This window comes from Paenibacillus athensensis (assembly GCF_004514475.2).
Taxonomy (GTDB): domain Bacteria; phylum Bacillota; class Bacilli; order Paenibacillales; family NBRC-103111; genus Paenibacillus_AL; species Paenibacillus_AL athensensis.
On sequence record NZ_MYFO02000002.1, the window covers coordinates 537,236 to 563,264 of the forward strand.

Below are 26,029 nucleotides of genomic sequence, written 5' to 3' on the forward strand. Positions count from 1 at the left end.
ACACTGATTTTCTTGAACTGACGGAGGATGAAGCATGCTGACTCGCGACGTTAAAATAGAAGGAACGGGCAAATATTTGCCCCGAAAAGCCGTTTCGGCGGAGGAAATGGACCGGCGTCTCGGCGTGGCCGAGGGTTGGGTGCGCAAAAAAACAGATGTCGCTGTGCGATATTTTGCCGATGAATCGGAAAGCGCCGCATATATGGGCGCAAGAGCGGCCGAAGCCGCTTTGGCTGCGGCGGGCCTGGGCTTCGCCGACATCGATTGTCTCGTCTGCGCGAGCGGCACGATGGTGCAGCCGATCCCGTGCACGGCGTCGCTGATTCAAGAGGCGCTCGGCGAGCTGCATGCCGGCGTACCGGCGTTTGATCTGAATGCGACCTGTCTGAGCTTTGTCGCCGCGCTTGATATGCTGAGCTGCTTGATCGAAGCGGGCAGGTACAGGCGGGTGCTGCTGGTGTCGTCCGAGATCGCTTCCAAGGGCTTGAACTATAAGCAAAAAGAAAGCGCGGCGCTGTTCGGCGACGGCGCTTGCGCCGTTGTGCTCGGCCGCAGTGGGCCTGGTGAGCAGTCGCGTATTTTGCATGCGCAGCTGGAGACGCACAGCGCGGGAGCGCACTTGTCGGAAATCCGCGGCGGCGGCAGCAGGCTGCACGCCAGCGACCGCAGTGAGGCTAATGTCGATGATTATTTGTTTGATATGGACGGCGAAGCGATTTATCGGATGGCTTCGCGTTTGCTGCCGGCATTTGTGGACCGCTTGCTGGCCGGAGCGGGAATCCGCATGCGCGATTTGCGTTTGGTGGTGCCTCATCAGGGCAGTGCAATGGCCATGCGGCTGCTGCGTCGCAAGCTGGGCATCGCCGAGGAGCAGCTGATGTATATTGCCCGCGACCACGGCAACACGATTGCCGCCTCCATTCCGATGGGCCTGCACGAAGCGGTGCGCCAGGGCCGGATCTCGCGCGGCGACAAGGTGCTGCTGCTCGGCACGTCGGCCGGCTTTTCGCTGGGAGGCGTCGCGCTTGCGTACTGACGGTCCCGGCGTGTTGCTGACCGGCGGCCGCGCGCCTGCGGCGCTGGAGCTGGCCCGGGCGCTGGCGGAAGGGGGCTGGCGCGTGCATGCGGCGGAAAGCCTCAGCCGCCATCTGTGCCGCGCTTCCCGCGCCGTGGCGGGCAGCCATCGCGTGCCGGCTCCGGCGGAGGACCCGGGCCGCTATGCAGCCGCGCTCGCCGAACTGGCAACGCGCGAAGGGCTTGGCGCGCTGGTCCCGGCATGCGAGGAGGTTTTTCATATCGCCCGCTATGCGCAGCAGCTGGCGGCGAGCGGCTGCCGGGTGCTGGCGGCTCCGCTGACGGCGCTGGCGCGGCTGCACAGCAAGTGGGCGTTCATCCGGCTCGCGGCAAGCTACGGCTTCGACGTGCCGCACACGCGGCTGCTGACCTCACCTGCCGCTTGGCGCGAGGCCGTGGAGCAGACGGATGAACGGCTTGTGCTCAAGCCGGTGTATTCGCGCTTCGCCGCGAACGTGACGTTTGTAGGCGCTATGCCGGGAATACCCGCAAAGCGCGGGGCGGTTGGCGTTTCACCCGCGGATCATTTGATACCGCCTGTGTCCGAGCGTTATCCGTGGGTGGCGCAGCAGTATGTCGCCGGCCGGGAACTGTGTGCATACGCGATCGCGCACGAGGGGAGGCTGGCGGCTTTCGCTGTGTACGAATCGTTTTACCGGGCGGGACGTGGAGCCACGGTGTACTTTGAGGCGCTCCCTCATGCGGCGCTGCGGGAATGGGTAGGGCGCTTCGTGGCGCTGGAGCGCTTTAGCGGACAAATCGCCTTTGATTTTATCGAAACGCCGGAGGGACGACTGTACCCGCTGGAATGTAATCCGCGGGCGACCAGCGGCGTGCATTTGTTCCGCGGCGACGGAGCGCGGCTTGCTGCAGCGCTGCTTGCGCCGGAGCGGCTTGACGGTGTGTGCTTGCAGCCGCGGGCCGGGGCGAAGGCGATGCTGACGCTGCCTATGCTCGCTTGCGGGCTGGCGGCGCAGCCAACGCCCCGCGGGGCGTTGCGCTGGCTCGGCAAGCTGCTGACGGCGCGCGATGCGGTGTTTCGCTGGCGTGATCCGCTGCCATATGCGGGCCAGCTAGGCCTGCTGGGCGAATTAGCCCGCATAGGCCGCAAGCGCGGAGTCTCGCTGATGGCGGCATCGACACTCGACATGGAATGGAATGGTGATGCATGAAGGCGTTAGTTACGGGAGGCACCGGCTTTTTGGGTGGACGGCTGGCCCGTCGTCTGCAGGCGCTGGGCTGGTCGGTGACCGCATTGGGGCGCAGCCTGGATGAAGGACGGCGGCTTGTCGAGGACGGCATTGTTTTTGCAGCGGGTGACGTGCGCGACGGGCGGCTGGTTGATCGTCTTTGCGTTGGGCAGGACGCCGTGTTTCATTGCGCTGCCTTGTCCGCGCCGTGGGGCGCTTATCGTGATTTTTATGAAACCAATGTCGGCGGCACCGAGCATGTGCTTGCCGGCTGCCGGCGTGCGGGAGGGCCGCGGCTGATTTACGTCTCTACGCCAAGCGTATTGTTTGGTCACCGCGACCGGCTGAGCGTGGCTGAGTATGCCGCACCGTCCGCTGCACCAGTCAACGCGTATGCTCGCACGAAATTGCTCGCCGAGCGGGCTGTGGCGTTGGCCTCGGCGGCGGGGCAGCCGGTGGTGACAGTGCGGCCGCGCGCCATATTCGGCCCCGGCGACCGGACGATTTTCCCGCGGCTGATTGCAGCGAATCGTCGGCGCGGAGTGCCGCTAATCGGTGGCGGCCAGGCGCTGCTCGACTTAACCTATGTCGATAACGCCGTCGATGCGCTGCTGCTCTGTCAGGCGGCTCCTGCCGCGACCGTGCTCGGCCGGACGTTTCACATCACGAACGGCGAGCCGGTGCCGTTTGCGGCTGCGCTGCGAGAGCTGTTTACGCTGCTGGGCGAGCCGCTGCGCGAGCTGTCGCTACCGCTGGCTGCTGCGTATGGCATCGCTGCGGCGCTGGAGCTGGCCGCGCTGCTGACGCCCGGCCGTCCGGAGCCGCTGCTGACGCGAGCCGTCGTCTCGATGCTCGGCCGCTCGCAGACGCTGGACGTGTCGGCGGCCCGGCGCGACTTGGGCTACACGCCCAAAATCAGTGTCCGCGACGGCTTGGCGGCATACGCAAGGTGGTGGCGCGCATGCAAGAGCTGAAGCCGGAGCAGCGACAGCAGGGCCGTGCCGGGGAAGCCGGGCTTGCCGCAGCTGCGGTAGGGCCGCACGGAGCTGACAGCCGCCGTTCGGCCGGCACCGCGCTGCGGGAGTCGCGCGCTGTGCGGTTGACCGCGGCAACGGGCGTCAGCGAGGTATCGGAACCGGAGCGTGCATCCGCGGTAACGGACGTCAACGAAGCATCGGAACCGTGTCGTGTGTCCGCGGCAACAGGCGTCAGCGAAGCATCGGAACCGGAGCGTATCCCGGCTCCTGCGGCGTTCCTGCCGCCGATGCCGCGCGTCAAGCTGCGTCTGTTTGCCACGGGCTGCTGCACGCATCCCGAGTGGGTGACGCTGCGCGGAGGGTCGCTGCGCGTGGTACCGATTCCCGCGTTGTTTGCCTTGATCGAGCACCCCGAGCGGGGGCTGATCCTGTTCGACACCGGCTATGCCAGCCGGTTCTACAGCGAGACGAGCCGCTTGCCGCAGGCGCTCTACCGCTGGGTGACTCCCGTGCTGCACAGCACGTCGCAGGACGCCGTCCGCCAGCTTGCCGAGCTCGGCGTCAAGCCCGATGACGTCAGCGTTGTCGTCATCTCGCATTTTCACGCCGACCACATCGCCGGTCTGCGTGATTTTCCGTCCGCGCAGCTGCTGTACCGGCAAGCCGCCTTTGACGCCGTGCAGCCGCTTCGCGGGCTGCGCGCCGTCCGGGCGGCCTATTTGCCGGGCCTCTTGCCGGACGATTTTGCCGCGCGCGCCCGCCCGATCGACGGCGCGCCCGCCGCGCAGCTGCCGCAGCTGCCTTTCGGCCCGGCGCTGGACATCCTCGGCGACGGCAGCCTGCTCGCCGTGGATTTGCCCGGCCACGCGGCCGGGCAGATCGGGCTGCTGCTGGCGACGGACCGCGGACCGCGGTTATTGTGCGCCGACGCAGCCTGGTCCAGCGCGGCGTTCCGAGAGAACCGGCCGCCGCACGCATTGGCAGGTCTGATCATGCCAAGCCGCGCCGATTACCGCCGCAGCTTCGCTGCGCTGGTCCAGACGCATCGTGCTTACCCCGACCTGCTCATTTTGCCTTCGCATTGTATGGAGGCGCGGCAGCGTTTTGTGGAAGGAGGCGAGCCGCTGTGAAGCTGCGCGAGCAATTAACGGTGCTGTATCACTTCATGCTCACCCGCAGCCGTCACTGGAGCGGCCGCAGCGAGCTGGAGCACTGGCAGGAAGCGCGCATCCGCACGCATATCGAACGCGTGCGCAGCGCTTCGCCGTTTTACCGCGAGCTGTGGGCCGGTCGGCCGGCCGCTGAATGGCGGACATTTCCGACGATTGCCAAAGCCGAGATGATGGCGCATTTCGACGCGCTCAATACGGTCGGTCTGCGCCGGGAGGAGGCTTGGGCCGCTGCAGTCGAAGCCGAGCGTACCCGCGGTACGGCTCCGGAGCAACGCGGCTGCGCAGTCGGCTTGTCGTCAGGCACATCGGGCAGCCGGGGGCTGTTCGTGGTCAGCCGCAAGGAGCGACTCGCGTGGGCCGGTACGGTGCTGGCCAAGGTGCTGCCGGGCTCGCTTGTGCAAGCGCACCGCATCGCTTTTTTCCTGCGCGCCAACAATGAGCTATACGGTTCGGTCGGCAGTCGGCGCATCGCCTTTGATTTCTACGACCTGCTGCAGCCGTTCAGCGATCATATCCGCCGGCTAAACGAGCAAGCGCCGACACTGCTCGTGGCCCCGCCGTCCGTGCTGCGGCTGCTGGCGGCGGCGCTCCGCCGGGGCGCGCTGCGAATCGGGCCGCGCAAAATCGTCGCCGTCGCCGAAGCGCTCGATCCGCTGGATCGCGAGGAGATTGAAGCGGCGTTCGGCCAATTGCTGCACCAGGTCTATCAATGCACGGAAGGATTTCTGGCTGCGACCTGCGCCGAAGGACGGCTGCATATCAATGAAGATATCGTCCATATCCAGCAGGAGCCGCTGGATGCGGCGGCGCGCAAGTTCGTGCCGATCGTCACCGATTTTTCCCGTTTGGCCCAGCCGATCGTGCGTTACCGTCTGAACGACGTCCTCACGGCGGCGGCTGCGCCGTGCCGGTGCGGCTCGCCGCTGGCAGCGCTCGACGCCGTGGAGGGACGCTGCGACGATATGTGGTACGTTCCGGCTGGCAGCGGAGCGGGTCTTGTCCGGCTGTTCGCCGATTATATCAGCCGCGCCATCATCGGCGCTTGCGCCAATCTCGAAGCCTATCGGGCCATTCAGCATGCGCCCGAACGCATCGAGATTGAACTGGCGGCGCCACCCGGGCAGCTGGCTGCTGCCGAGTCGGCCGTTCGGCAGGCCCTTGCGGCGCTATGCGCCCGCGTTGGCGGCAGATTGCCCGCCGAGCTGACGTTTGCGGCTTATCGGCCACCGGGAGGCGACCGCAAGCTGCGGCGCGTGGAGAGGAGGTTTGCTGTTGATGAAAGCCGCGATGCGATTGTGGAATAACCTGTCCGCAGCGGAAAATGGCCCCGCATGGCTCGATACGACCGAGGGACGCTACGCTCAAGCCTACTTGCAGCCGTTGCTTACATCGGGAAGCCGCGCGTTCGCGGCCAATATCGACACGCAGATCCTGCTGCTGGAGACGGCCGATGCGATCGTGCCGGTTACGTTGAACGACAGGCAATACGACAGCTCCTACGTTGTCTCGCCGTATACGCATTATGTCAGCTATGCGATTCAAGAGCTGCAGCTGCTTCGCAATAAGCCGCTGGAGCTGCTGCTGGCCGGTTTGCTGCGCTCGCTGGGCCTCTTGTTCAAAGCCGCGGGCATCAACCGAACGGTGCAGCTCAACAATTGGCTGCTTTCGACCAATTTATATCCGGCAAGCCTGACGCCCGATATGGCGCTGGAGGCTGCCGGTCTGCTGCAGGCCGCTTATCCCGACCATACGGTGATTTTTCGCTCCTTGTGCCGGACCTTGCACGGCCCGCTGCTTGACTCGCTGCGCGCCAGCGGTTTCCGGCTGGTGCCCAGCCGGCAAATCTATCTGTGGGAGCCGTCCCGGCTGAACTCGAAAGCCCGCTGGCTGCTCAAACGCGATCGCGCTTTACTGGAAACGCACGGCTACGAGCCGGTCGAGCATGAGCGCCTCGGCGAAACGGATGTACCCCGGCTGCTGGAGCTGTATAACCTGCTGTATCTGGACAAATATTCGCTGCACAATCCGCAGTTTACCGAGCGGTTTTTGCGGCAGGCGCTGCGCGAGCAAACGCTGCGCCTGCATGCGCTGCGCTGCCGGAAAAGCGGACGGATCGACGCCGTGCTGGGCTGTTATACGCGCGGCGGCATCATGACGACCCCCGTATTCGGCTACGATACGTCGCTGCCTCAGGAGCTGGGACTGTATCGCATGTTGTCGGCTGAGCTGCTGCGGCTGGCGGCTGCCGGTCCATACCTGCTTCACGAAAGCTCGGGAGCGGCGGAATTCAAGCGCAACCGCGGCGCTTTTGCCGACATTGAATATCTCGCTGTTTATGACCGGCATTTGCCTTTGCGCCGCAGGCTTGTCTGGAGCTTGCTGGAAGGCGTGCTCAACACGTTAGGCGTGCCTCTTATGAAAAAACGCAAATTATGAACCGAAAAGCCCCAAGCCGCGTCCAAGCTGATGAACAGTATACCTGGCGCGGTTTTTTTGATATTCTGATAGAGATTCTCCTGGGCTTGAAAATTTATAGAATGGTATGCAACCTTACCGGCGTTTCCGCCGTCAATAGGAATGCAAGAGGGGGGATCCCAGTGGTAGCACCCGAATTGGTCAAAGCCGCGCAAGCCGGCGACCGCGATGCTCTCATAACCCTGTTGCGAGAAATTGAGGCCCATGTTTACCGGACCGCCTACTATATTCTCGGCAGCGAGCAGGATGCGATGGACGCTTCGCAGGAAGCTTTGATCCGCATATATACAAAAATCGGCTCCTATGAAGAAAAGGCGCTTTTTAAAACATGGGTGCAGCGTATCGTAACGAATATTTGCATCGATAAGTTCCGCAAGATGAAACCAACGGTGTCGATCGACGAGCACGAAATGGTGTTTGCGGCATCGCAAAATGTAGAAGAGGAAATGTTAACCGGCTATTTGGCGAAAGATATTCGGGAAGCGATCGACAAGCTCCCGGCTCACCACCGATCTGTGGTCGTGCTCCGATATTTGCAGGACTTTTCGTATCATGAAATCGCCGAGTCGCTCAATTTGCCTCTGAATACGGTGAAGTCTTATTTGTTTCGGGCGCGGCAGCAGTTGCAGACGCTGCTGCAGGATTATCAGAAAGGAGGTGTGCGGGGATGAACTGTCCTGAGGTGATGGAATTGATGCAACGACATTTGGATGAGGATTTGGATCAAAAAGAAGAAACTGAGCTGGCCGCTCATTTGCAGGGCTGTCTGGATTGCCGCTTGATGCTGGAACGGCTGCAGGAGCTGTCCGACGAGCTGGCGCAGCTGCCCAAGGTCATGCCGCCGTTCAGTCTGGTCGACTCGATATTGCCGCAGCTCGATGCCATTGATCGGCAGGCGGCAGGCCAGCCGGAGCCGTTTGCTGCGGCTGCGGGCGGCGCAGGGCGCGTCGATTCCGGCGATGTGACGGTGCTGCCGTTTGATAAGCCGGGCCGTGAGCGGCGTACGGGTTCGCCGATTTCCTGGAAGGTGGCGGGCGGCGTAGTCGCTGCCGGCTTGATCATCGGCCTGTTCGCTTTTAACGTCAATCAGCCGTCTACGCAAAATGCGGATATGGCTCCTGAGCTGGCGCGTTCGCAGGCCAAGATGGCCGACCAGCGTTCAGCGGCAGCAGCGACGGAGCAGCAGGAAGGCCAGAGCTACGGCTACACCTCGCAAGACCAGTCCGGCATCCACGAGAAGCAGGATGTTAACGGAAACGCATCGGCATCGGCAGGTGGCGGCTCGGCCGAAGGGTCGGGGACGATTTCGTCGACGGAAGCGCCGCAATTGGTTGAGCCGCAAGCGGTGAAGCCAGAGGCGTCCCTGCACTTTAGCGCCGATGCTCCCGCTTCCGAGCCCAGCCCTCCGGGCACGGCCCCGAGCGGCAAAGCCGGCGCGGCAAGCAAGCAGCCTTCCGCAAGCGCGGGAGCCGGCGCAAGCGGTGCAGACGCGTCCGGCGGCGAATCCGGCACGGCCGGCGCGTTGGCTGCGCCTGCGCCCGACAGCGGCGGCGGGGCAGCGGCGACGGATGGCGGCACTATGGGCGCTTCGCCGGCAGCAGACGAAAGCCGGCGCGCTACGCTAGGCGCTTCCGGCGACTCGGCGGCTGGCGATGCGCCGCAGACGAAAGCCGGCAAGATGATGCTCGGTACAGCAGCGATCCCCACGACGCTGGCTTCGCCAAGCGGCATCTACGTGGCAGCGCTTGAGGACCGGCGCGTCGTGATTCGCCAAGCCGATTCGCAGGAGATTGTTTTTGCCTCCGAGCGCGTATGGAGCGATTCCGATACAGTGAGCTTGCTGGCATGGTCGCAGGACGACCGGCTGACATACAGCGTGGAAAGCGGTCAGGTTACGCAGGTGTTTACGATGGACGTCAAAGCGCATACCGAATCGCAAGCCAACAAATAATTGCTTGCGCGCATGCACCAAATGCCCGCAGGCGCGTATAGTGTAGTAAACGCTTTGCCCAGTCGTGAACGCTGCGATCGGGAGGTACGGTCACTCGGCATAAGGTTTCTAGAGCCTTGCGCCGGTGTTTAAATAGATGCGGTGCCCGGGAATGTTCCGGGATACTTGCTTCCATTTGCTCGGCAAAGGGATTGTGTTAAGCCCGAAAAGGGTTTTGACGCAATCCCTTTGTTGTTGGTAAGATAAGCGAAAGAGGTGGAAGCGATGGATGTCCGAAAAGCGGCCAAAGACCTACAAGCCGGCAACCCCGCGCCGGTTTACTTATGCTACGGGCCCGAGAAATACCGCATGCGCGAATTTATCCAGCTGCTTTCCGATTCGTTGTTTGACCCCGATATGAAGGAGTTCGCGGTCAGCAAATTCGATCTGAGCGAAACGCCCTTGTCGCAGGTCATCGAGGACGCGGAGACGCTGCCGTTCATGGTGCCGCGCAAGCTGGTCATTGCGACCAATGCGCTGCTGTTCACGGGAGCCAAGGAAAGCAACAAAATCGAGCATCACGTCGACCGTCTGCTCGATTATTTGAAGGCGCCGGCCGAGCACGCGATTATCGTGTTCACGGTCGATGCGGACAAGCTGGATGAACGCAAAAAAATCGTCAAGGCGCTCAAGGAGCGCGAAGCGGCGGTGCCGTTCCCTACGCTGACGGCCGAGGAGCTGCTTCAGTGGGTGGCGCGCCGGGCGCAGCGGTTGGGATTTGCATTTGCTCCGGGCGCTGCCGAGCAGATTGCCATGTACACGGGCGGTAATTTGCAGGCGTTATCGGCCGAATTGGAAAAAATCTCGCTGTATGTCGGCGCCGGCGGCACAGCAACTTCGGCGGTTGTCGATCAGCTTGTGCCGCGCACGATTGAGCAGAACGTCTTCATGCTGATCGAGGATATCGTGCAGCTGCGGCTCGACCGCGCGTTTGTACTGCTCGAAGAGCTGTTGAAGATGAAGGAGGAGCCGATCAAAATTACGATGCTGATCGCCCGCCAGTTCCGGATCATGCTGCAAGTCAAAGAGCTTGGCAAGCAAGGCTACTCGCAGCAGCAGATGGCCTCGCAAATCGGGCTGCATCCGTTTGCCGTGCGCATCGCCGAAGGACAGGCCCGCCGGTTTGATCTGCCGCGGTTGTGCGCGATTCTCGCCCAGCTGGCCGATCTCGATTTTCAAATGAAAAGCGGCCGCATTGACAAGGTGCTGGGGCTGGAGCTGTTTTTGCTCAAGCTGGCGGCTTGAGCGGCGGCAAGCAACCAAAAAAGTCCAGTTCTCATCGAGAACTGGACTTGCTTTGTCGCACGTATGTGTGTGAACCTTACGCTTGAGCCGAAAGAGCGTTCAGCTTTTTAGCCAGACGGGACTTCTTGCGGTTAGCGGCGTTTTTATGAATTAAACCTTTGGAAGCTGCTTGATCCAATTTCTTGGAAGCGTAAACGAGAGCTTCTTTGGCCGATTCAACGTTACTGCTTGCAGCTGTTTCGAAAGCTTTCACAGCGGTACGCAGTGCGGACTTTTGCGAAGCGTTGCGCTGACGGCGTTTCTCGCTCACTTTCACACGTTTGATAGCGGATTTAATATTTGGCATGGACGTTCACCTCCTACTTCACGAAACACGTTCAACGTTACTTTTCAGGTTCGCTGACAACTTTAGATATTCTACCATGCTGATTGGAAAATTGCAAGAGGTTCGTTTTGGCAAACGAAAGCTGCCGTGCATAACGCTTCAGGCTTCGTTGCACACTAAGCTATGCACGTTATCTGGAAAGGGGTTTATCCTATGGAGGAGTTGCAAAGCTATTCCACGCATACCGACCTTGCGCTGGACGCCCGGGATCTGGCGACGGCTGCCAGTCGCGGCGAAGCCATCCCCGGCATCGAAACGGAAACGAAACGGGAAAACGGCGTTCGGATTACCAAAATCAAGGTGCTGAACGAGGAGGGCTCGCGTGCTCTGGGCAAAATGCCGGGCCATTACATAACGATTGAGGTGCCGGCTTTGCGGCAAAAGGACAGCGACCTGCAAAACCGGGTAGCGACCAAATTCGCTCAGGAATTCGAGCAATTTCTTGTAGATATCGGCATCCGCAAAGACGCCAAGGTGCTGATTATCGGCTTGGGCAACTGGAATGTAACGCCGGACGCGCTCGGACCGCTGGTGGTCGAGAACGTGATGGTGACGCGGCACTACTTCGAGCTGATGCCGGATGATGTAGGCCCCGGCTATCGCCCGGTCAGCGCGGTCGCTCCCGGCGTGCTGGGCACGACAGGCATCGAGAGCAGCGATATCGTGCAGGGTATTGTTGAGAAGTCGCGGCCGGATCTGGTCATTGCCATTGACGCGCTGGCTTCGCGTTCGCTGGAACGGGTCAACACGACGATTCAGATTGCCGATACCGGCATTCATCCCGGCTCGGGCATCGGCAACAAGCGCAAGGGACTGACCAAGGAATCGCTTGGCGTCCCGGTAATAGCGATTGGCGTTCCCACCGTCGTGTACGCCTCGACGATCGTCAACAGCGCTTTTGATATGATGCGCAAGCATTTCAGCGAGCAGACCAGCAACACCGGGCAAATTCTCGGCATGCTCGACAACATGCACGAGGAGGAGCGGCTGATGCTGGTCAAGGAAGTGCTCAATCCCGTCGGGCACGACCTGCTCGTAACGCCCAAAGAGATCGACGAGTTCATTGAAGATATCGCCAACATGATCGCCAGCGGTCTGAACGCTTCGCTGCACGACGCGGTGAGCGTGGACAATGTCGCGGCGTATACGCACTAGCTTTTTACGGAATGGACTCTCATCTATCGGGGGTTCTTTCTTTTTTTATCGGCTTTTTGTCGGCAATTGCGAGATTCCAGGCGATTTGCGGTTCTAGTGAAGCGATCCGGTTCATAGAGTGAAAGTAAGATAGATTAGGAGGAATCACACTATGAAATGGACATCCGCTACACTGAATCTCAGCCAAGTTCGCAAAACGTACCAGAGCGCAAGCTCGATGGGCAAAACCTTTCTGCTGCTCAGCGTGGCTACCTTCCTGCTATTCGTGCTGCTGGGTGTCGGCGGCTTTGTGCAAGCCAGATGGATGACGGCTTCGCCGGTTTCGTCGATGAAGGGGCTCGCCGCGTCGGTTTCCAATCAATTTTTCATTGATATGCTTGGTATGGAAGTGCCGCATCTCAATCAGGACCATAAGAAGTTTACGTTTTCCCAGCACAACGTGTTTAATTTCGCCTTCCGGCTGATGACGGATATTAATCCGAATGATCCAAAAAGCTTGATCGCCAGCGAGGTCGCCGGCATGGACGCCGGCAAAACGACGCTGCTGATCGCCGGCAGCGCAACGAATCCGAGCGAGCCCGTGGAATACGGGCCGAAGCAGGGCGCGCTTGATGCCGAGCCTAAGGTTGAGCCGATGCCGTCCGCAACGCCCGACGTATCCCAGGAGCCGTCGGCAACGACGAACCCGGCAGCCGGAGCGGGAGCAGGCGCGGGCGCGCAAGCCGGTTCCGGATCTACCGCACAGCCGCCCAAAACAGCGGGCGCGAACATCGCGTTCATTTACCAGACGCATAGCAATGAATCGTTTCTGCCGGAGCTTAAAGGCGTCACCGACCCGGACGAGGCTTACAGCGACAAGGTCAATATCATTTCCGTCGGCCAGCGGCTGGCGCAAAATCTCGAAAAGGACGGCATCGGCGCGGTGCATTCCAATACGATTTATCCCAGTACCGTACGCGGCTTCAAATATCCGTATTCCTATAAATACTCTGCGAAAACGCTGCAAGAGGCCATGTCGTCCCATCCCGATCTGACGTATTTCTTCGATATTCACCGCGATTCGGCGTCGCGCAAAAATACGACCGTGACGATCGGCGGCAAGGACTATGCGCAAATCTTTTTTATCGTAGGCGGCAAAAATCCGAATTGGAAAAAGAACGAGGAATTCGCTAATCAAATTCATCAGGTGCTGGAGGACAAGCATCCGGGTCTGTCCAAGGGCATTCACGCCAAAACGGCAGCCGACGGCAACGGGCTGTACAATCAGGACGTATCGCCGAACAGCATTTTGATCGAGGTTGGCGGTCCGTATAACTCGCTGGAGGAGTGCTATCGCACGACCGATTGGCTGGCCGAGGCGATTTCCGAAGTGATTTTGAATGCCAAGAAGGTCGACGCTCCGGTAGCCTCGCCCAAGGTAAGCTGATACTCGCGACGCTTGTCGGAGCAAGGAGATGCCAGACAGTTCATGACATTGGCCCGGTTGCTGTGATCGCCGAACGTGCGTTGTTCAAGCTTGGAAGCCGTGGAGGAGGGAGTGGGCATGAAACGATTTTATGTAAAGGTAACGTTGTTTGGATTGCTGGCGTTATTTTGCGTGATGTTCGGGGTCAGTCTGGCTTCGAGCGGCGTGGCGCGCATTTCCGGCCCGATCGGTCAAGCCGGTGCAGCGGTCATGGGTGCGGACGGCGTTCGGGCTGCGTCGGCAAACGGCGCTGGAACGGCGCGCGCCAAAGCAGGAGCACAGGCAAACGGCGAGGAGCAGGCGACGGGACGTGTTGGCAAGGCAGCGGTCACAGGGGGCAAAGCGATAGAGGCAAGCGGCGCGGGTGGCGAGCAAACGGCGAAGGGAGCGGGCGAAGGCGGAAAGAGCAAGCAGGCAGGCAAGATGATAACGGACGCTGACAAGGGAGCGGGCGTCGGCAAGGAAAGCGGCCCCGCTGCCGCTGGCAAAGACGCTGCGCTGAATCAGGTGGGCAACAAGCTCGGCGACCTGCTGCAAATTATGGCTCATCACAGCATCCGCGCGTTTATCGGTTTGTTTGACGCTGTGCTCAGCAAAGGATAAATCTGGGCTGTGGCGGCGTGGCCCGCTGCAGCCGCATCGCGGCGCGGCAGCACCCGGTTGTCGATTAGGCTCCCGCTAGGCGGGGGCTTTTCTTTGTCCCGACATTGAAGCAGGTTCCCACAACTGTTATAATGAAAATTATTTGCAGTTAGTGGGGGTAAAACGTTAGCATGACGGACATTCGCGCCAGACAAAAGAAAATCCGCAACTTTTCAATCATTGCGCATATTGACCACGGCAAATCGACGCTTGCCGACCGGATTCTGGAATATACGGGCGCGCTGTCTTCCCGCGAGATGCAGGAGCAGGTGCTCGATCAAATGGACCTGGAGCGCGAGCGCGGCATTACGATCAAGCTGCAGGCCGTGCGCTTGAACTATCGCGCCGACGACGGAGAAGAATACATCCTCAACCTGATCGACACGCCGGGACACGTCGACTTTACGTATGAAGTATCGCGCAGCCTCGCGGCTTGCGAGGGCGCGCTGCTCGTGGTAGACGCCGCGCAGGGGATTGAGGCGCAAACGCTGGCCAACGTCTATCTGGCGCTCGACAACAACCTGGAAATTTTGCCGGTGATCAACAAGATCGATTTGCCAAGCGCCGATCCTGACAAGGTGAAGCAGGAAATCGAAGACGTCATCGGTCTGGACGCCAGCGAAGCGGTGCTCGCTTCGGCCAAAGCCGGCATCGGAATCAAGGACATTATCGAGCAGGTGTGCCAAAAGGTGCCCGCGCCCGAGGGCGATCCGGACGAGCCGCTGAAGGCGCTTATTTTCGACTCGCATTATGACCCTTACAAGGGCGTCATTGTGTATGTTCGCGTCGTGGACGGCTCGATTCGTTCCGGCTCGAAAATCAAAATGATGGCCACGAACAAAACGTTCGAGGTGATCGAGGTCGGCGCGTTCAAGCCGCGGATGTCGATGGTCGATGCGCTGGAGGTCGGCGATGTCGGCTTTATCGTCGCCGGGATCAAAAACGTCGGCGACACGCGCGTCGGCGACACCGTGACCGATGCGACGCGTCCGGCCGCCGAGCCGCTGCCAGGCTACCGCCGGATCAATCCGATGGTATTCTGCGGCTTGTACCCGATCGAGACGTCGGATTACAACGATTTGCGCGAAGCGCTGCAAAAGCTGGAGCTGAATGACGCATCGCTGCGCTTCGAGCCGGAAACGTCGTCGGCGCTGGGCTTTGGCTTCCGCTGCGGCTTCCTCGGCCTTTTGCACATGGAGATCATTCAGGAGCGGATCGAGCGCGAATTTAACATTCCGCTGATTACGACGGCGCCGAGCGTTATTTATCGCGTGACGCTGACCAACGGCGATGTCATCGACATCGACAACCCGTCCAACTATCCGGAGCAGCAGCGGATCGAATACGTGGAGGAGCCGTTCGTCAAGGCGTCGGTGATCGTGCCCAACGATTATGTCGGAACGATTATGGAGCTTTGCCAGGGCAAGCGCGGCGAATATTTAAATATGGAATATCTCGACTCCAACCGCGTCACGCTGACGTATGACATTCCGCTTTCGGAGATTGTCTACGACTTTTTTGACCAGCTCAAATCGCGGACAAAGGGTTATGCTTCCTTTGATTACGAAATTTCCGGCTACAAGAAGTCCAATCTCGTCAAAATGGACATCCTGCTCAACAACGAGCAGGTCGATGCGCTGTCGTTCATCGTTCACCGCGACGGAGCCTATAACCGCGGCAAAATCATTTGCGACAAGCTCAAGGAGCTGATCCCGCGGCAGATGTTCGAGGTGCCGATTCAAGCCGCGATCGGGCAAAAAATCATCGCCCGCGAAACCGTCAAGGCGATGCGCAAAAACGTGTTGGCCAAATGCTACGGCGGCGACATTTCGCGGAAGCGCAAGCTGCTGGAGAAGCAAAAGGAAGGCAAAAAGCGCATGAAGCAGGTCGGCAGCGTCGAGGTGCCGCAAGAAGCGTTTATGGCCGTTCTGAAAATCGACGAGTAGTCTCATCAAGCCGGGGAGGCGGAGCGATCCGTCCCTTGGCTTTTGTTATCCCCTGCGCGTTTCGCGCGGAAAGGAAGAGGGCCGTGACGCTGACAGCTGCCGCGACGCCGCAAGCGGTATATATCCATATCCCGTTTTGCACGAACAAATGTCATTATTGCGATTTTAACTCTTATGTGCTCAAGGGCCAGCCGGTCATGGACTATCTGGATGCGCTGGAGCGCGAAATGGAAGCGACGGTCAAGCTGGCGCCGCCAGGCGAGATCGAAACGATTTTCGTCGGAGGCGGTACGCCGACGGTGCTGTTGCCGGAGCAGATGGAGCATTTTCTCAAGCTGGTGCGGACGTATTTTCCCGCGGACCCGGAGCGCGTTGAGTTTTCGATGGAGGCCAATCCGGGCACGACGGACGCCGACAAGCTGGCGGCGATGAAGGCTGGGGGCGTCAACCGGATCAGCTTCGGCGTCCAGTCGTTCGATAACGGCTTGCTGGCGGAGATCGGGCGGATTCACAATACCGACGACGTATACCGGAGCTTGGAGAATGCGCGCCGCGCGGGATTTACGAATATGTCGATCGATCTGATGTTTGGCTTGCCCAAGCAAACGGTCGAGCTGATGGAAGCGACGCTGCGCGAGGCGCTGGCGCTGAACCTACCGCATTATTCGATCTACAGCCTCAAGGTTGAGGAAAACACGCTGTTTCATACGTTGTTTCATAAAAACCAGCTGCCGCTGCCGACCGAGGAAGAGGAGCTGGACATGTATGTGCTGATCATGCAGCGACTGAAGGACGCGGGCTACGGTCAATATGAAATCAGTAATTTTGCCAAGCCGGGCTTTGAAAGCCGCCATAATTCGATGTATTGGCGCAATCGTTATTATTACGGGCTTGGAGCGGGCGCGCACGGCTACCGAAGCGGCCGCCGTCATGTGAATATCAAGGGCGTGCAGCCGTATATCGATGCAACGCGGCACGGACTTCCGGAGCTGGAAAGCTTCGACGTTTCGCGTCAGGAAGCGATGGAGGATTTCATGATGGTCGGCTTACGCTTGCTGGCGGGCGTGCGGGAGGCCGATTTTGCGCAGCAATTCGGCACGAGTCTGGCGGCGACTTTCGCGCCGCAGCTGCAGCGGCTGCTGGGGCAGGGGCTGCTGGAGCGAACGGCCGAGGGCTTCCGGCTGACCCCGCAGGGCGTGCTGCTGGGCAACGAGGTGTTCGGGTCGTTTCTGGTTGATTGATCCGCCGGCGCATTGCGGAAAAAAGCTTGTGCAAATATACGATTTGTTGTATATTTATACATAAATCCACGCGGTACGATCGTTTTTGGTGCACAACCGCGGTGGATTTTGTGTATTTTTTGTATGTGAATGGTGGGATGGACGATGACGACGACAGTAACCGTCAGAAAAGCTTCCGTTGCGGATATCGGAAAGCTGCACGATATTATACAGGGGTATGCGCGCCAGGGCATCATGCTGCCGCGCACGCGCGAGATGCTGGAGGAGAACATCGATTCGTTTGTTGTGGCGGAAGCGGACGGCGAGCTGATTGGCTGCGGCTCCTTGACCCGGCTGGGACCGGATCTCGTGGAGATTCGCTCGCTGGGCATTACGCAGGGCTTCAAGGGACAAGGAACGGGCCGCAAGCTGGTTGAGTTTCTAATAGAAGAAGCCCGCAACATGAACATCGTCAAGGTGATGGCTTTGACTTACGAGGTCGCGTTTTTTCAGAAAAACGGCTTTACGGTCGTGCCCAAGGAGATTTTTCCGGAGAAGGTTTGGAAGGATTGCATTCATTGCAAAAAGCAGTATTGCTGCGACGAAATCGCCGTACTTAGGCGCTTGGATTGACTTGACAACAGACCTTAGGGTCTGTTATTTTTGTATTAGGATTTAGCACTCATCAAAGTGGAGTGCTAACGATGATCAACGAGGGTGCCAGAAGGAGGAATAACGATGTTGTCCGAACGCCAGCGAATGATTCTCAGCGCCATCATCGACGATTACGTGCGTTCCGCCGAACCGATCGGTTCACGAAGCATTTCCAAGCGGGGCGACGTGGCTTTCAGTCCGGCTACGATCCGCAATGAAATGTCCGATCTGGAGGAAATGGGCTTTCTGGAGCAGCCGCATACGTCGGCCGGCCGCATTCCTTCCCATAAGGGCTACCGTTATTACGTCGATCATCTGCTGCAGCAAGGCGCGCTAGGGCCGCACGATCTGGACGCGGTCAAGCTGATGTTTGCCGAGCGCATTCAGGAAATGGAAGATGTGATTCAGCATGTGGCGAGCATGCTTTCCGGTCTTACGAATTATACGTCGATTGTGCTGGGTCCCGAAGTATTCAGCACGACGCTCAAGCATTTGCAGATTGTGCCGCTGACCGACACGACGGCGGTGGCAATTATTGTCACCAATACGGGACATGTCGACAATAAAACGGTGACCATTCCCGAGGGCATGCCGATGGCTGAAATCGAGAAGGTCGTCAACCTGCTGAACGCGCGGCTGAAGAACGTGCCGCTGCTTCAGTTCAAGTCGAAGCTATATAATGAAATTGCCAAAGAGCTCAGCAGCTATATCAGCGGCTACGAGGAGCTGATCGGCGTCGTTGAAAGCGTGCTGGAGAACGATGAAAAGGATCGTGTTTTCTTGAGCGGCATGACGAACATGCTGATTCAGCCCGAGTTCAAGGACGTTGATAAGGTGAAAAATATTCTCGATCTGCTTGATCAGACGCCGATGCTGCTCAAGCTCGTTGCGCCAGGATCGGCCGGAATCGAGGTCAAGATCGGCTCGGAGAACAGCATTGAAGCGATCAATAATTGCAGCTTGATTACGGCTTCGTATTCGCTCGGCGACCAGCCGATCGGCACGATCGGCATTCTTGGCCCGACGCGGATGGAATACGGGCGCGTGATCGGGTTGCTCAACCATTTGTCCCGCCATCTTGAGGTTGCGCTTGGGCGCTGGTACGGCAAGTAAGCCAAGGCGCGGCTGCTGCAGGGTGCAGCGGTTTGATGTCTGCGGGCTTGCGAGCCTGAGGAGAAGGAGCTGACGTTCGATGAACGGAGTCAAGCAAGGCAGTGGCGAAGGCGACGAACGGCTTTCGACGCTGATCAATAATGCCGCGGCTGTCCGCGCCATCTGCTCAGCGGTTGAAGGAACGCTCGGCCCCAAAGGGCTCGACACGATGCTCGTCGGCGGCCAAGGCGATGTGATCATTACCAATGACGGAGCGACGATTCTGGAGCGGATGGATGTCTCGCACCCGGCGGCGCGCCTGCTGATTCAAGTAGCGAGCTCGCAGCAGCGTCACGTCGGCGACGGCACGACGACGGCGACAGTGCTCGCCGGCGCGCTGGTCGGCGAAGGCGTGGCGCAGGTGACGCGCGGCGTCCCGGTGGCCAAGGTGGTCAGCGGGATGCAGGAAGGCATCCGCCTCGCCTTGGCCGCGTTCCGCGCGCACAGCCGCGCCGTCGCCGGCGCTGACGATCCGGCGCTGCGCCGGATCGCCTACACCGCCGGCCGCGAGCACGACGACATCGCGCAGCTTGTCGTCGCCGCTGCGGCGGAGGCCGGCGCGGGCAAGCTGCGCGAAGACGGCTTTCGCTTCGCGGATTGCGTGCTCGCGCATGAAGCGGCGGCGAGCGCGGTCTGGCCCGGTATCGTGCTGAGCCAGAAGCCGCTGAGCCCGCTGCTCGCGCCAGCGCAGCGCGACGTAGGCGTGCTCGTCCTGCACGATGCGTTCGAGCCGGAGGCGGTCGGCGACGAGGCGCTCGTGACCGAAGCGGGCTTCCAGCGCCATCTGCTGCTGCGGGAGGCGTTCCGCAGCGATTTGGCAAAGCTGCCCGAGCTTGGGATCGGCCTTGTCGCCGTCGACCGCGGAGTCGACGCCGAGGCGGAGCAGTTCTGCGCCGACCACGGCATTCTCCTGCTGCAGCGGCTGCCGCGCAAGGAGCTGCAGCTGCTGTGCGCGCACACCGGCGCGCGCCCGCTGCGCCGCACGGCGCTGCGCAAGCCGCCGGGCGAGCTCGCCGCGGCGCTAGGCCGCGCCGGGCAAGCCGCTTACGACGAGCGGCTTGCCAAGGTACGCGTCGCGGGAGGCGCGGGCGAGCCGCACGTGACCGTGCTCGTAGGCGCCGCGACGCGCGAGGTTGTGGGCGAGCGTGCGCGCATCGCCCAAGACGCGGCTTCCGCCGTGCAAGCCGCCATCCGCGGCGGCTACGTGCCCGGCGGCGGCGCCGCAGAGCTGGCGGTGGCGCATGAGCTGGAGCGCCACCGCGAAACGATGCGCGGCATGGAGGGCTTCGGCGTCGCAGCCGTCGCCGAAGCGCTGCGCCGCCCGCTCGCGCAAATTGTCGTCAACGCGGGCTACAATCCGCTGGAGAAGGTCGAGGAGCTGAAGGCGGCGCAGTTGGCCCGCGGCAGCGATGCGCTTGGCATCGATTGCGACACCGGGCAAGTCGTCGATTTGCTGGAAGCGGGCGTGCTCGATCCGACGGAAGTGAAAATTCACGCGCTGCAGGCTGCGGGCGAAGTAGCCGCAGCAGTGCTGCGCATTCATACAGTGATCAAAATGAAGCCGCCTTTTGAAGAGCCTTGAAGATGGGCACACTGACGGCTAGAGAAGCTTTTTTAAGGAGGTGAAGGACATTGAGTACGGAAGAGAAACAAACCGTGGAGCAGGAAGCCGCACAGGCTACATACGCAGCCGGGGATCAGCAGGAGCAAGCCGCTGAAGCCGTTGCAGGGGAGCCGCAGGAGGCAGCCGCAGATACGGAGCTGGAGGCGCTGCGCAAGCAGGCCGACGAAAATCACCAGCGTTATTTGCGGGCGCAAGCCGACTTTGACAATTTCCGTCGCCGTTCCAGACAGGAGAAGGAAGAGTTTGCGAAATATGCGTCGTTGAAATTGATCGAGCAGCTGCTGCCGGTCGTCGATAACTTCGAGCGCGCGCTTTCATCGAGCAAGGAGACGAAGGATTTTGACAGTCTGGTGAAAGGTCTGGACATGACCTTCCGGCAGCTGGATCAGCTGCTGTCGCAAGAAGGCGTGACAGCCATCGAGGCTGTCGGCCAGCCGTTCAACCCCGAGTTCCATCAAGCGGTTATGCAGGTGGAGTCGGAGGAGCACGAGGAAGGCATCGTCGTCGAGGAGCTGCAAAAAGGCTATGTGCTGAAGGATAAAGTGATTCGACCCGCAATGGTGAAGGTTAGCGTATAATAGAGCATTGCGAACGTTCAGATAAACAAAGGAGGCATTCCTATTATGAGTAAAGTAATCGGTATTGACTTAGGTACAACCAACTCCTGCGTCGCGGTCATGGAGGGCGGAGAAGCCGTCGTTATTCCTAATGCCGAAGGCAACCGCACGACGCCTTCCGTGGTAGGCTTCAAAAAAGACGGCGAGCGCGTCGTCGGCGAAACCGCAAAGCGTCAAGCGATCACCAACCCGGACAAAACCGTCATGTCGATCAAGCGTCACATGGGCACAAACCATAAGGTGAAAATCGACGATAAGGATTATTCGGCGCAAGAAATTTCCGCGATGATTCTGCAAAAGCTGAAAGCCGATGCCGAAGCTTATCTCGGCTCGACGGTTACGCAAGCCGTTATCACCGTTCCGGCCTATTTCAATGACAGCCAACGCCAAGCGACCAAAGACGCCGGCAAAATTGCCGGTCTGGAAGTGCTGCGGATCGTCAACGAGCCTACTGCGGCTGCGCTTGCTTACGGTCTGGAGAAATCCGAAGATCAGACCATTCTCGTTTATGACCTTGGCGGCGGTACGTTTGACGTTTCGATTCTGGAGCTGGGCGACGGCTTCTTCGAAGTGAAAGCGACAAGCGGGGACAACCGTCTCGGCGGCGACGACTTCGACCAAGTGATCATCGACTACCTCGTAGCCGAATTCAAAAAAGAGCAGGGCATCGACCTGAGCAAAGATAAAGCAGCTGTGCAGCGTTTGAAGGATGCAGCGGAAAAAGCGAAAAAAGAGCTGTCCGGCGTCTTGACGACGACGATTTCGCTGCCGTTCATTACGGTAGCCGACGGCGTTCCTCAGCATTTGGAGCTGAACCTGACGCGCGCCAAATTCGAAGAGCTTTCCGCTTCGCTGGTTGAAAGAACGCTTGGACCTACACGCCAGGCGCTGAGCGACTCCGGTCTGTCGCCGAGCCAAATCGACAAGGTTGTGCTTGTCGGCGGCTCCACGCGGATTCCGGCTGTTGTCGAAGCGATCAAAAAGCTGATCGGCAAAGAGCCGCACAAAGGCGTTAACCCGGACGAAGTCGTAGCCCTGGGCGCTGCGGTTCAAGCAGGCGTTCTGACCGGCGACGTGAAGGACGTTGTTTTGCTCGACGTTACTCCATTGTCGCTCGGTATCGAAACGGCTGGCGGCGTATTTACAAAAATGATCGATCGCAACACGACGATCCCTACGAGCAAATCGCAGGTGTTCTCGACGTATGCGGACAATCAGACGAGCGTAGAAATTCACGTTCTGCAAGGCGAGCGTTCGATGGCTGCCGACAACAAAACGCTGGGCCGCTTCATGCTTGGCGACATTCCTCCGGCGCCGCGCGGCATTCCGCAAATCGAAGTCAGCTTCGACATTGACGCCAACGGCATCGTGAACGTGTCTGCGCTGGACAAAGGCACAGGCAAAAGCCAAAAAATCACCATTACTTCCTCCAGTGGCCTGAGCGACGAGGAAATCGATAAAATGATGAAGGACGCCGAAGCGCACGCCGAGGAAGACCGCAAGCGCAAAGAGCTGGTTGAAGCGCGCAACGAAGCGGATCAGCTGATCTACTCCGTCGACAAAACGATCAAGGATCTCGGCGACAAAGTCGATCAAGGCGAAATCGACAAAGCCAACGCAGGCAAAGAGAAGCTGAAATCGGCGCTCGAAGGCAATGATCTGGAAACGATCAAAGCAGCGACAGCCGAGCTGACCGAAGTGGTGCAGCAGTTGTCCGTGAAGCTGTACCAGCAGGCGCAAGAAGCTGAAGCCGGAGCGCAAGCGGGCGGAGCAGCCAGCGGCGAAGGAACAGCGAAAGGCCGCGAGAACGTAGTTGACGCCGACTACGAAGTCGTGGATGATAAGAAGTAATTACAAATCCCTTTAAGCGGGATGCGTAAACGGGTGAAGTCAAAGCTTCGGGGATTTCCTGGCGCTTTGACTTTCCGTTTGTAGTCTTGGACATGGGAGTGGAACGATGAGTAAACGCGATTATTACGAGGTACTGGGCGTAGGCAAGGACGCTTCGCAGGAAGATATCAAAAAAGCGTACCGCAAGCTGGCCCGTCAATATCATCCGGACGTGAACAAGGCGCCTGACGCCGAAGACAAGTTCAAGGAAGCCAAGGATGCGTACGATGTGCTGAGCGACGACCAGAAGAAGGCGCAGTACGACCGTTTCGGCCACGTTGACCCGAATCAGGGCATGGGCGGTATGGGCGGCGGCGATTTTGGCGGCTTCGGCGATATTTTCGACATGTTTTTTGGCGGAGGCGGCGGCAATCGGCGCAATCCGAACGCGCCGCAGCGCGGTAACGACCTGCAGTATACGATGACGATTGAATTTAAGGAAGCGGTGTTCGGCAAGGAAACCGATATCCACATTCCGCGCACGGAAACGTGCGATACGTGTCACGGCTCAGGCGCCAAGGCCGGTACGAAGCCGGAGACATGCTCGGTCTGTCACGGCAGCGGTCAGCAGGAGGTCGTGCAAAACACGGCGTTCGGCCGTATCGTTAACCGTCGCGTCTGTACGGCGTGCAGCGGGCAAGGCAAAATCATCAAGGACAAATGCGGTACGTGTCACGGCGCAGGCAAAGTGAAAAAGCAGCGCACGATTCACGTGAAAATTCCGGCCGGCGTTGACGAAGGCGCGCAGCTGCGCGTATCCGGCGAAGGGGAAGCGGGAACCCGCGGCGGCCCTCCGGGCGATTTGTACGTGGTGATCCGCGTCAAAACGCATGAATTTTTCGAGCGTGAGGGCGATGACATTTATTGCGAGGTGCCGCTGACTTTCGTGCAGGCTGCATTGGGAGACGAGATCGAAATCCCGACTTTGACCGAAAAGGTCAAGCTGAAAATTCCGGCTGGCACCCAGACGGACACGTATTTCCGGCTCAAAGGCAAGGGCGTGCCGCGTCTGCGCGGTTACGGTCAAGGCGACCAGCATGTCAAGGTTGTCGTTGTGACACCGACGAATTTGAGCGACGAGCAAAAGGAGCTGCTGCGCAAGCTTGGCGGATTAAACGGCGAGCATATGCACGAGCAGCAGCAGTCGATTTTTGAACGGATGAAAAAAGCATTTTTAGGCGATTAAAGCTACGCCTGATCGTAAGAGCCGCTTGGGGCCGCAAGCTCCCAAAGCGGCTTTTTGCTGTTTGTTGCTTTGCTTCAAGGGCAACGCTTGCACTTGGCAACTGGACCCGCCTCGCTCCGGCCATTTCCGCCCGTTGCTGCTTGTATGAAAACATCGCCGGAAGCGGACAATAAAGCCGATTGCAAGTACGACACTCGAGGAGGTTCACAATCATGAACAACAAGCAAACGAAGATGAACCAGGTCAAGGAGCAAACGGCTCAGGAGCAGGTTCCGGTGTTCAGCCAGCAAACTCAGGCCCAGCAAGCGCCGTATGCCAAAAGTGAGGACGTTGAATTTAACGCCGAGCTGGCCGATGCCGACGATCTGGAGGCGGCGGAACGCGCACAGGCAGCCGACGCCCGCCAGCAGCAATAAGGGGGAGCGGCAATGGCCGAGAAAAACATTTTAGCCTACTTTCATGACCCTGCGCAGGCGGAAGCAATTGCCATGAAGCTAAAGACGTTGCGGGCAGCCGACGTACAGGTCGATCGCATCAGCGCGTATCCGGGCGGAGAAATCGATCGGGTGATGAATCCGATTAACGGGGATGTCAGCAGCCTGGCGACGTTGACGCAAGGCGCTGAGCTTTCGAGCGTCAGCGACGGGATCCTGATTGCTGCCAGCCCAGCAGCCAGCGGCATGAGCGACGGCGGAGACAACGACGTGACAGGCCGGAATATTTTGCTTACGGCCGTTGTTGACGAGACAATCTACGAGCAAGCGATGCGCGTTATTCAAGATGCTGGCGGCAGCGTATAAGCGCCGTGAGCGAAAGGGCACTGCCGTCCGGACGGGATGTTCGGGCAGGCGGTGTTTTTTTGTATCATGCACGTACCGCAGACAGGAAACAAATCAACATTGAAATTCAATTGTTCAATCGCTATGGCATCGAGAAACGTACAGGAGTGACAGATGGAAAACATTGTGCTAATCTAAAAATAATATGTCGTATAAAATGAACAAAATGAATGGGGTGAGCGGGTGAGCGGGATCAGGCTGGACATCCAAGTAACCAGCGAAGTGAACGGCCAATTGCAGCAGTTGAAGCGGCGGTTAGCGGAGGTGCGCAGCCATGCTGCGTCGGCGGGAGTGGACGGTGCCATCGCTTCCCGGCGAAGCATCAGTTCGCGATTGAGCGGCACTGTTCAGCGATTGGACAGGGTGGAAGCGGCGCTCCAGCAGCTGTGCGGCTGTATCGAAGGCGCTGTGGATCGCTATGGACAGGCCGAGTCGGACATCGTACGCAGGTCCGGACAACTGACAGACGTCCGCGTTTTGGATGGAGGCGACAATGGCTGGTGGAGCGCGGCCAAATCGGCGTGGAACCGCGACATGCACAGCATCGCATCAAAAGTGGTACAATATGGACAATACATGGGTCAACAAATCCAAGCAAAGGAACGGTTGATCGACCTCGGAGAAACGATGGTTATGCGCTGGTTCGACGGGGGCGAGCGCTTCGTAGAGGAATGGCTCGAAAAAGGCGTGTACAACGGGGAGTACAAAAGCATCGCGGAGAAATGGCTGGAAGGGACTTGGCTGGACAACAAGTACCTGCATCAAGTGATCGATACCGTGGATCAGGGGGCGCAGCTGGCATCGCATTTTCGGGTAGGTGCAGCTCGCGGCTTGACTTCAACGGCATTTATATTGGCAGAAGGGGTTGTCCTGTCTTCGGCGGAGCTGTTCAAGCACACACCGTCAAACGAGATGACCAAAGCCACGACGTACCTGATTGAAACGGCCGCGGACGACAAGCCGCTGGAGAAGCTGCGCCAAGATGCGCTGCAAACGATGAAGCAAAAGGCAGCGGAAGGACAGGAGATGTGGCAAGGCATCAAGCAAAGCTTTTCGGATAAGAAGGAGCAGTTTGCACAAGGCGATCCGAACAAGAAAGCGGATATGCTGGGCTTTGGTGTAGAGCAGGTG

The 26,029-nt window shown here is 59.4% G+C and carries 24 protein-coding genes; 23 read left to right on the forward strand and 1 reads right to left on the reverse strand.

Translation table 11 applies throughout. From position 1 onward, the window contains the following. Nucleotides 1–34: 34 nt before the first annotated feature. From B5M42_RS06360 to holA, 9 genes are all read left to right on the forward strand, one after another. Nucleotides 35–1,036 carry a beta-ketoacyl-ACP synthase III gene (locus B5M42_RS06360; RefSeq protein WP_134752126.1) on the forward strand — a complete coding sequence of 334 codons (1,002 nt, stop codon included), beginning with the start codon at nucleotides 35–37 and terminating at the stop codon, nucleotides 1,034–1,036. Further along, nucleotides 1,026–2,246 (forward strand): ATP-grasp domain-containing protein, encoded by a 1,221-nt coding sequence (locus B5M42_RS06365; protein ID WP_134752128.1) that lies wholly within the window; start codon nucleotides 1,026–1,028, stop codon nucleotides 2,244–2,246. The genes B5M42_RS06360 and B5M42_RS06365 overlap by 11 nt, the downstream gene beginning before the upstream one ends. Then, a complete protein-coding gene (locus tag B5M42_RS06370; RefSeq protein ID WP_134752130.1) occupies nucleotides 2,243–3,238 on the forward strand; it encodes an NAD-dependent epimerase/dehydratase family protein in 996 nt (331 codons plus the stop codon). Before B5M42_RS06365 ends, B5M42_RS06370 begins: the two co-directional genes overlap by 4 nt. Beyond that, nucleotides 3,226–4,371, forward strand: coding sequence for an MBL fold metallo-hydrolase (locus B5M42_RS06375; RefSeq protein WP_329959254.1), 1,146 nt, complete (start codon nucleotides 3,226–3,228; stop codon nucleotides 4,369–4,371). Before B5M42_RS06370 ends, B5M42_RS06375 begins: the two co-directional genes overlap by 13 nt. After that, complete coding sequence (locus B5M42_RS06380) at nucleotides 4,368–5,717, forward strand: F390 synthetase-related protein (protein WP_230632737.1); 1,350 nt, start codon at nucleotides 4,368–4,370, stop codon at nucleotides 5,715–5,717. The genes B5M42_RS06375 and B5M42_RS06380 overlap by 4 nt, the downstream gene beginning before the upstream one ends. After that, a complete protein-coding gene (locus B5M42_RS06385; RefSeq protein ID WP_134752132.1) occupies nucleotides 5,689–6,849 on the forward strand; it encodes a GNAT family N-acetyltransferase in 1,161 nt (386 codons plus the stop codon). Before B5M42_RS06380 ends, B5M42_RS06385 begins: the two co-directional genes overlap by 29 nt. Before the next feature lie 161 nt (nucleotides 6,850–7,010). Further along, complete coding sequence (locus B5M42_RS06390) at nucleotides 7,011–7,559, forward strand: RNA polymerase sigma factor (protein WP_134752134.1); 549 nt, start codon at nucleotides 7,011–7,013, stop codon at nucleotides 7,557–7,559. Further along, entirely contained in the window at nucleotides 7,556–8,839 is a 1,284-nt protein-coding gene (locus B5M42_RS06395; RefSeq protein ID WP_134752135.1) for an anti-sigma factor family protein, read from the forward strand. Before B5M42_RS06390 ends, B5M42_RS06395 begins: the two co-directional genes overlap by 4 nt. A 264-nt stretch (nucleotides 8,840–9,103) precedes the next feature. Continuing rightward, complete coding sequence (gene holA, locus B5M42_RS06400; RefSeq protein WP_134752137.1) at nucleotides 9,104–10,123, forward strand: DNA polymerase III subunit delta; 1,020 nt, start codon at nucleotides 9,104–9,106, stop codon at nucleotides 10,121–10,123. Nucleotides 10,124–10,199: 76 nt separating this feature from the next. Here the strand turns inward: holA and rpsT are convergent, their stop codons facing one another. Beyond that, a complete protein-coding gene (gene rpsT, locus B5M42_RS06405; protein WP_134752139.1) occupies nucleotides 10,200–10,469 on the reverse strand; it encodes a 30S ribosomal protein S20 in 270 nt (89 codons plus the stop codon). Between the two features lie 192 nt (nucleotides 10,470–10,661). Between rpsT and gpr the strand changes: the two genes are divergently transcribed. The 14 genes from gpr to B5M42_RS06475 all read left to right on the forward strand — a co-directional run. Further along, nucleotides 10,662–11,663, forward strand: a complete 1,002-nt coding sequence (gene gpr, locus B5M42_RS06410) for a GPR endopeptidase (protein ID WP_134752141.1) — start codon at nucleotides 10,662–10,664, stop codon at nucleotides 11,661–11,663. 151 nt (nucleotides 11,664–11,814) lie between these two features. Next, nucleotides 11,815–13,089 carry a stage II sporulation protein P gene (gene spoIIP / locus B5M42_RS06415; protein ID WP_134752143.1) on the forward strand — a complete coding sequence of 425 codons (1,275 nt, stop codon included), beginning with the start codon at nucleotides 11,815–11,817 and terminating at the stop codon, nucleotides 13,087–13,089. A 117-nt stretch (nucleotides 13,090–13,206) separates the two neighbouring features. Beyond that, nucleotides 13,207–13,731 (forward strand): hypothetical protein, encoded by a 525-nt coding sequence (locus B5M42_RS06420; RefSeq protein ID WP_134752145.1) that lies wholly within the window; start codon nucleotides 13,207–13,209, stop codon nucleotides 13,729–13,731. Nucleotides 13,732–13,901: 170 nt separating this feature from the next. Beyond that, nucleotides 13,902–15,716: a translation elongation factor 4 gene (lepA, locus tag B5M42_RS06425; RefSeq protein ID WP_134752147.1), complete on the forward strand. Its 1,815-nt coding sequence runs from the start codon at nucleotides 13,902–13,904 to the stop codon at nucleotides 15,714–15,716. 83 nt (nucleotides 15,717–15,799) lie between these two features. Further along, the gene (gene hemW, locus B5M42_RS06430; RefSeq protein ID WP_209280689.1) at nucleotides 15,800–16,957 is read left to right on the forward strand and encodes a radical SAM family heme chaperone HemW; all 1,158 of its coding nucleotides are present in this window, start codon (nucleotides 15,800–15,802) and stop codon (nucleotides 16,955–16,957) included. 144 nt (nucleotides 16,958–17,101) lie between these two features. After that, entirely contained in the window at nucleotides 17,102–17,569 is a 468-nt protein-coding gene (locus tag B5M42_RS06435) for an N-acetyltransferase (protein ID WP_134752149.1), read from the forward strand. 105 nt (nucleotides 17,570–17,674) lie between these two features. Beyond that, the gene (hrcA, locus tag B5M42_RS06440; RefSeq protein WP_134752151.1) at nucleotides 17,675–18,703 is read left to right on the forward strand and encodes a heat-inducible transcriptional repressor HrcA; all 1,029 of its coding nucleotides are present in this window, start codon (nucleotides 17,675–17,677) and stop codon (nucleotides 18,701–18,703) included. Nucleotides 18,704–18,782: 79 nt separating this feature from the next. Then, complete coding sequence (locus tag B5M42_RS06445) at nucleotides 18,783–20,324, forward strand: TCP-1/cpn60 chaperonin family protein (protein WP_134752153.1); 1,542 nt, start codon at nucleotides 18,783–18,785, stop codon at nucleotides 20,322–20,324. 50 nt (nucleotides 20,325–20,374) lie between these two features. Then, nucleotides 20,375–20,944 carry a nucleotide exchange factor GrpE gene (grpE, locus tag B5M42_RS06450; protein ID WP_134752155.1) on the forward strand — a complete coding sequence of 190 codons (570 nt, stop codon included), beginning with the start codon at nucleotides 20,375–20,377 and terminating at the stop codon, nucleotides 20,942–20,944. Between the two features lie 45 nt (nucleotides 20,945–20,989). Next, nucleotides 20,990–22,834 carry a molecular chaperone DnaK gene (gene dnaK / locus B5M42_RS06455; RefSeq protein WP_134752157.1) on the forward strand — a complete coding sequence of 615 codons (1,845 nt, stop codon included), beginning with the start codon at nucleotides 20,990–20,992 and terminating at the stop codon, nucleotides 22,832–22,834. A 106-nt stretch (nucleotides 22,835–22,940) separates the two neighbouring features. Next, a complete protein-coding gene (gene dnaJ / locus B5M42_RS06460; protein WP_134752159.1) occupies nucleotides 22,941–24,059 on the forward strand; it encodes a molecular chaperone DnaJ in 1,119 nt (372 codons plus the stop codon). A gap of 212 nt (nucleotides 24,060–24,271) precedes the next feature. Further along, nucleotides 24,272–24,475: a YfhD family protein gene (locus B5M42_RS06465; RefSeq protein WP_407946112.1), complete on the forward strand. Its 204-nt coding sequence runs from the start codon at nucleotides 24,272–24,274 to the stop codon at nucleotides 24,473–24,475. Nucleotides 24,476–24,487: 12 nt separating this feature from the next. Next, on the forward strand, nucleotides 24,488–24,859 hold the full coding sequence (locus B5M42_RS06470; RefSeq protein ID WP_134752161.1) for a hypothetical protein: 372 nt from the start codon (nucleotides 24,488–24,490) through the stop codon (nucleotides 24,857–24,859). 222 nt (nucleotides 24,860–25,081) lie between these two features. Next, nucleotides 25,082–26,029: hypothetical protein (locus tag B5M42_RS06475; protein ID WP_230632739.1), on the forward strand; the 948-nt coding region annotated here is incomplete at its 3' end.

Bases quoted from the DNA above. Each gene is read 5' to 3' on its own strand.
- B5M42_RS06420 (WP_134752145.1), top strand. From the start codon at position 13,207: ATGAAACGATTTTATGTAAAGGTAACGTTGTTTGGATTGCTGGCGTTA.
- B5M42_RS06435 (WP_134752149.1), top strand. From the start codon at position 17,102: ATGACGACGACAGTAACCGTCAGAAAAGCTTCCGTTGCGGATATCGGA.
- rpsT (WP_134752139.1), bottom strand. From the start codon at position 10,469: ATGCCAAATATTAAATCCGCTATCAAACGTGTGAAAGTGAGCGAGAAA.
- B5M42_RS06470 (WP_134752161.1), top strand. From the start codon at position 24,488: ATGGCCGAGAAAAACATTTTAGCCTACTTTCATGACCCTGCGCAGGCG.
- B5M42_RS06445 (WP_134752153.1), top strand. From the start codon at position 18,783: ATGAACGGAGTCAAGCAAGGCAGTGGCGAAGGCGACGAACGGCTTTCG.
- dnaJ (WP_134752159.1), top strand. From the start codon at position 22,941: ATGAGTAAACGCGATTATTACGAGGTACTGGGCGTAGGCAAGGACGCT.
- B5M42_RS06375 (WP_329959254.1), top strand. From the start codon at position 3,226: ATGCAAGAGCTGAAGCCGGAGCAGCGACAGCAGGGCCGTGCCGGGGAA.
- B5M42_RS06370 (WP_134752130.1), top strand. From the start codon at position 2,243: ATGAAGGCGTTAGTTACGGGAGGCACCGGCTTTTTGGGTGGACGGCTG.
- gpr (WP_134752141.1), top strand. From the start codon at position 10,662: ATGGAGGAGTTGCAAAGCTATTCCACGCATACCGACCTTGCGCTGGAC.
- spoIIP (WP_134752143.1), top strand. From the start codon at position 11,815: ATGAAATGGACATCCGCTACACTGAATCTCAGCCAAGTTCGCAAAACG.
- dnaK (WP_134752157.1), top strand. From the start codon at position 20,990: ATGAGTAAAGTAATCGGTATTGACTTAGGTACAACCAACTCCTGCGTC.
- lepA (WP_134752147.1), top strand. From the start codon at position 13,902: ATGACGGACATTCGCGCCAGACAAAAGAAAATCCGCAACTTTTCAATC.
- B5M42_RS06465 (WP_407946112.1), top strand. From the start codon at position 24,272: ATGAACAACAAGCAAACGAAGATGAACCAGGTCAAGGAGCAAACGGCT.
- B5M42_RS06385 (WP_134752132.1), top strand. From the start codon at position 5,689: ATGAAAGCCGCGATGCGATTGTGGAATAACCTGTCCGCAGCGGAAAAT.
- holA (WP_134752137.1), top strand. From the start codon at position 9,104: ATGGATGTCCGAAAAGCGGCCAAAGACCTACAAGCCGGCAACCCCGCG.
- B5M42_RS06360 (WP_134752126.1), top strand. From the start codon at position 35: ATGCTGACTCGCGACGTTAAAATAGAAGGAACGGGCAAATATTTGCCC.
- hrcA (WP_134752151.1), top strand. From the start codon at position 17,675: ATGTTGTCCGAACGCCAGCGAATGATTCTCAGCGCCATCATCGACGAT.
- B5M42_RS06395 (WP_134752135.1), top strand. From the start codon at position 7,556: ATGAACTGTCCTGAGGTGATGGAATTGATGCAACGACATTTGGATGAG.